The sequence below is a fragment of the Alkalibacterium iburiense genome, from assembly GCF_039521845.1.
Lineage (GTDB): Bacteria > Bacillota > Bacilli > Lactobacillales > Carnobacteriaceae_A > Alkalibacterium > Alkalibacterium iburiense.
In genome coordinates this window covers 1-4,996 of the sequence record NZ_BAAACW010000147.1, presented here as the reverse complement: position 1 = coordinate 4,996, position 4,996 = coordinate 1, and the positions used below count along the sequence as shown (strand labels likewise).

At 41.0% G+C, this 4,996-nt stretch carries 3 protein-coding genes and 1 pseudogene; all 4 read right to left on the bottom strand.

Annotated elements, in window-relative coordinates; all coding sequences use genetic code 11:
- Window positions 1-18: 18 nt before the first annotated feature.
- Complete coding sequence (locus ABDZ53_RS11465; protein WP_343756648.1) at window positions 19-1,434, bottom strand: PTS transporter subunit EIIC; 1,416 nt, start codon at window positions 1,432-1,434, stop codon at window positions 19-21.
- Window positions 1,435-1,570: 136 nt separating this feature from the next.
- Window positions 1,571-2,509: a 2-hydroxyacid dehydrogenase gene (locus tag ABDZ53_RS11460; RefSeq protein ID WP_343756649.1), complete on the bottom strand. Its 939-nt coding sequence runs from the start codon at window positions 2,507-2,509 to the stop codon at window positions 1,571-1,573.
- 19 nt (window positions 2,510-2,528) lie between these two features.
- Window positions 2,529-3,523, bottom strand: a pseudogene (locus tag ABDZ53_RS11455) (LLM class flavin-dependent oxidoreductase).
- A 74-nt stretch (window positions 3,524-3,597) separates the two neighbouring features.
- On the bottom strand, window positions 3,598-4,869 hold the full coding sequence (locus ABDZ53_RS11450; protein ID WP_343756647.1) for a flavin monoamine oxidase family protein: 1,272 nt from the start codon (window positions 4,867-4,869) through the stop codon (window positions 3,598-3,600).
- Window positions 4,870-4,996 lie beyond the last annotated feature (127 nt).

Sequence of the window (4,996 nt, the reverse complement as noted above, 5' to 3'; positions counted from 1 at the left end):
TTTGTGTAAAAGATTGATTTACAAGCAATAAACGAAGAAATAAACTATAAAATAAACAAAATTTTTGGAAATACGAAAAGCTAAGCCGAGGGTTAAAAATGTAATCATAACTGCATACCAAAAATTCGCATTTATCCCCTGTTCTGGATCAATGTAAGAAGGCAAGCCAATAATAGACCCAATAATACTCCACATGTTTACACGTAGTAACCCTGTGAAGAAACCGCCTATCGCACTGGCTATACTCGCACAGATAAAGGGACGACGGAAGCGAAGATTGATTCCGTAGATGGCAGGTTCCGTAATGCCACAAAAAGCAGATATTGCCCCTGCATACCCAATTTCTTTCAACTCTGGTTTCCTGGATTTAACAGCAACAGCTAAAGCTGCTCCGCCTTGTCCAACAATGGTCATACTGACTATAGCTGAAAAATAACTGTACCCGAGTGTCGCGAAATCATTGACATAAATCGGGATAATCCCCCAATGCAATCCGAAGATGACTAAGATCTGATAAAAGCCATTGATAATGGCGGCTGAAATAGCCGCATTCCAACCAAGGAAGCTTTCTAAACCTGTCGCCATACCTAGAGACAGCCACGTGATAACCGGTCCTGTTATAACAAAGGTGATGGTGGAGACTAGACCAATAACGACTATGGGAATAAATAAAGACTGAATAACGGTTGGTACCCATGTTTTTAACCATTGTTCCAATTTCTTAATCAGCCATGCCGCTAATATCATTGGAAAGATGGAATAGGTATAGGATACAAATGGGAACTCTACTGATCCCAGTGTCAATATATTCATCCCACTATCTGCGGCTTCCAATATGGATGGGTATATGATGACTCCCCCTACAACAGCGGTTAAAACGGGGTTGCCTCCTAGTCTTCTAGCGGCATTATAGCCTATCAGAATTGGGAGGAAGAAGAAGACGGCATCAGCCATCGCATCAATGATTAAATACCATGTCCCGGTCGCCTCAACCAAACCGGATGTCGTCAATAAAGCTAAAATACTTTTAATAATACCTGAAGCAGCTAATATACTAATAATTGGCATCATTGAGCCTGTAATGACCCCAATCAAGCCATTCCCTGCTCGTTTTATTTTATCAATGAATGATTCGTCTTCTTTTCTTTGCTCTGTATGTACATCTTCTTCAGACAAAGAAAGGAATGACTCAACTTCTTTATAAATGTCATCCACTTGCTGACCCACAATGACTTGATATTGTCCACTTCCCTTAGCCACTCCGAGTACACCTTTAAGGGTCTCAATTTCCTTGTCATTCGGAACAGATTCATCTTTTAGATAGAACCTGAGACGTGTGACACAATGAATGACATTGGATATGTTATCTTCTCCTCCTACTCTTTCTATAATTTGTTCCGCTAATAAGCGGTATTCTCCTTTTTTATCTGCCATAATTATCCCACCTTACAGTAATATATAGAATCATATTCTCACTTTTTGAACCAATCTTCCATTTAAATGACTTGAACGTCTAAATATGACGATAAAAGACCCGAGACAGTCAGTTAAGTGTCTCGGGTTGATTAGGTTAATTTAATTTTCCGTCCAGGTAAGCTAGAGTATTGTTGAAGACAATATGGGCTCGGTTAACCATCGCTTCGTCGGTCAAATACGCAACATGCGGAGTGAGAACAGCGTTTTTCGCATGCAGTAGTGCGTAGTCGCTCGGAATAGGAGGTTCCATATCAAATACGTCAATTCCTGCACCAGCTAATTTTCCCTCGTTCAGCTGTTCTGCTAAGGCATCATTATCAACAATCGGCCCGCGGGCACAATTGATTAAAATGGCTGTTTCTTCCATCAGCGCCAGCTTATCTTTAGAAAGGGTGTGTTTTGTTTCCTCATTTAAAGGCAAATGAAGGGAGACGATGTCACTTTCTTTGAGGAGTTCATCCAAAGAGACATAAGTCATACCGAGTTCTTTAGCTTCTTCTTTTTCCGTTCGGCTGTGACCGATTAACTCTGCTCCGAAGGCTTTAAATAAGCGGGCCGTTTGCAGACCGATATTGCCTGTTCCAATAATGCCGACTGTTTTTCCTTTGATTTCCTGACCCTGAACCATTCCGGGGAAATCATCTTTTCGAATATCTTGATTGCCTTGAGAAATGGCTCGGTAGACATTTAATGTCAGGCCTATGACGAGTTCAGCTACGGATTGGTCAGAATAACCGGCGGCATTGATTACCTTGATGCCTTTATCTTGCGCTTGGCTGCCTACGTGGTCCAGTCCTGTAAAAGCAACGTTGATAAGCTTGGTCTGATCCAGTTTGTCAATCACTTCGTTTGGTAAAGGGTTGTTGGCTATCATTAAAACATCGGCGTCTTTGCTTCGTTCATATAGCTCTTCTGGGTCCGTCGTTTTGTCTTCATAGTAAACGAACTCATGCCCTTTATCTAATATTGGTTGGGCTAACTTTTCTATTGTTTCTTTTGGTACGCGTAAGGGTTCAATTAATTTGACTTTCATCACTGACACACTCTCTTTCCTAAAGTAATTCTTTTGCTAACAATTCATAGGTTTTTAACCGTTGTTCCTGGCTGTGAGAAATACTACAGATCATCGCTTCCTGGAAGCCGTACGTTTCCTGATCTTGTCTTAATCTATCCGCAATTTCTTTTGGAGTACCAACCAGATGGATTTCACGATTCTGTTTGATTCCTTCTAATTCAGCATCAGATAGTTTGTAATCCTTGGCTTGTTCCGGCGTCATGAGTTTATCCATGCGTCCTTGACTCAACTGTATGCGGGAAATATCTTGAGGTTTCGCTTGAAATTCCGCTTCTTCTTTTGTTTCAGCTGTTGTCACTAAATAAGCCACACTGATTTCGGGTTTTTCCATAAATTCTGACGGCACGAATCGTTCACGGTATAAATTGAATATTTCTTCACGCATGGCTCCCAGCATAAAGAATTGGGCAAAGGAATACCCCATACCTAAGTTCCCAGCTTGAATCGCACTGTTTCCACTTGAACCAAGCAGCCAAGCTTCAGGTAGCTCTATATTTTGAGGGGAAGCAATGGTCCGACTGTAGATAAGCTCTGTTGGAATCTCGTCTTTAATCAACTCCAGTGTGATGCTCAGCTTATCATATAGATTTTCAAAATCCGGCTGATTACCTTGGGATAGAGCATATATCGAATGCTGATCGCCGCCTGGTGCCCGTCCGACACCATAATCGATTCGACCTGGAGCCAGCGCACTTAACGTTTTGAATACTTCTGCCATCTTTAAAGGGGAATAATGCATCATCATCGTTCCGCCAGTTCCTAAACGAATCGATTGGGTCTTAGCGCAATATAGGCTGTAATGATTTCCGGGGCAGAACTGGCAAAGGCTTCACTTCCGTGGTGTTCTGCCATCCACATGCGGTAATACCCTAGTTCTTCGGATTTTTGAGCAAATTCTACTGCTTTTTCAATCGCTCCTTGACCTGTATTCCCGCTCGTAATCGGGGCTTGGTCTAATACACTTAATCTCATCCATTCATCCAACCTTCCATCTAATCTTACTTTTACTATACCATTTTATAGAATCAATTACTTACTTTTAATAACTAAAGCAGCTGACTTATCTCTTTTACAGCCGTCTGCCCCGACCGTATGGCCCCTTCCATAAAGTTCTTAAACTTAGGAGCCACTTCCGTATTGGCCATAATGCATTTATCAAAGACTTTACTTAGTTTTTCTCCAGCATATGGGTCTTTACCATACACTAGTTGTGCACCATAACCGCCTCCGTAATAGGGGTGTTCAACCCAGATATCTTCATTCCAATCTATATAGTCTTGGGCATCCGTTCCAAAGACTTCTACTAGTCGACTCATAACATATATGTCCCGCTGTTCCCGAGTTAGTCGAGCCAGTTCTTTCGCTTTATCTCCAGCGATAAACAAAGTAAGGCGCGGTTGACTTGTCTCTGTTGTGGTATCGGATAGATTAAAACCAATCGATTGTGTGTAAATGACCCCCTTTACCCTTTTCTCATCATTAAAGAATGCATGCCAGAAGGGATGATTATAAACTAAGCTCTGTTTAATGACTGCTCCATCCGTGTAGCTATCAAGAAGCGGTTGATAATGATTAGCCAACTCTTCACTTAACTCTATCCGACTGGCGGCTGTTGGCGGAACGGCGAGTATGAGAGCTCTTGCTTCATAGACCTGGCCTGATTCTGTTTGTACGACATACTTATCTTCAGTTTTTTTAATTGACTGGACAGGATTTTTATAGTGAATAACAGACTTAGATAGATTCTCTAAATACTGGACAACGTTTTTTAAAGGACCAGAAGATTGATGGGTCATATCGTCACCATCAGAATCGTAACTATCCAGCAAGGAACTCACACCGATACTACTCAAGTCTTCTATATTTACATTGACAAACTCTGTCAAAGTACTACGGAGTACATCATTAGTCCATTCGTCATTTATGTTTTCATAACCTTTCGATAGGGGTTGGTCTTTTTTTAATTCTATGTCTTCAAATGTTTGTGTCGCTTCATCTATAATCGAGTCAATCGGCACATTTTTTTCGTCATCAATATGAACCGAGTGGGCTGAATCTATTGTTTTAACGAGAGTCATCCCCGTTTTTTTTATTAATTCGACTATTTCAGTCATGTCTGGATTAATAAATTGAGCCCCCATCTCAAAGGAATACTCTCCCTTCTGAGACTGTCGACTCCACACTTTCCCACCCGGCCGATCGGTTGCTTCAACAATAGTATAATTCATTCCTAACTTGTTTAGTTCTTTTCCAGCTGATAATCCTGCCAACCCAGCTCCAACAATTAATACATTCGTTTTAGTTGTTTCTTGTTTCATATCATCACCTCATCTGATTATGTACACTAAAAAAAGGAGGGTAGGTAGTCATGAGGGTGCTGAAAAAGAAACCCTTTTTAAGGGCTATAAATGGGTAAAATAAATAATCAGTGATTATCTGGTAAAT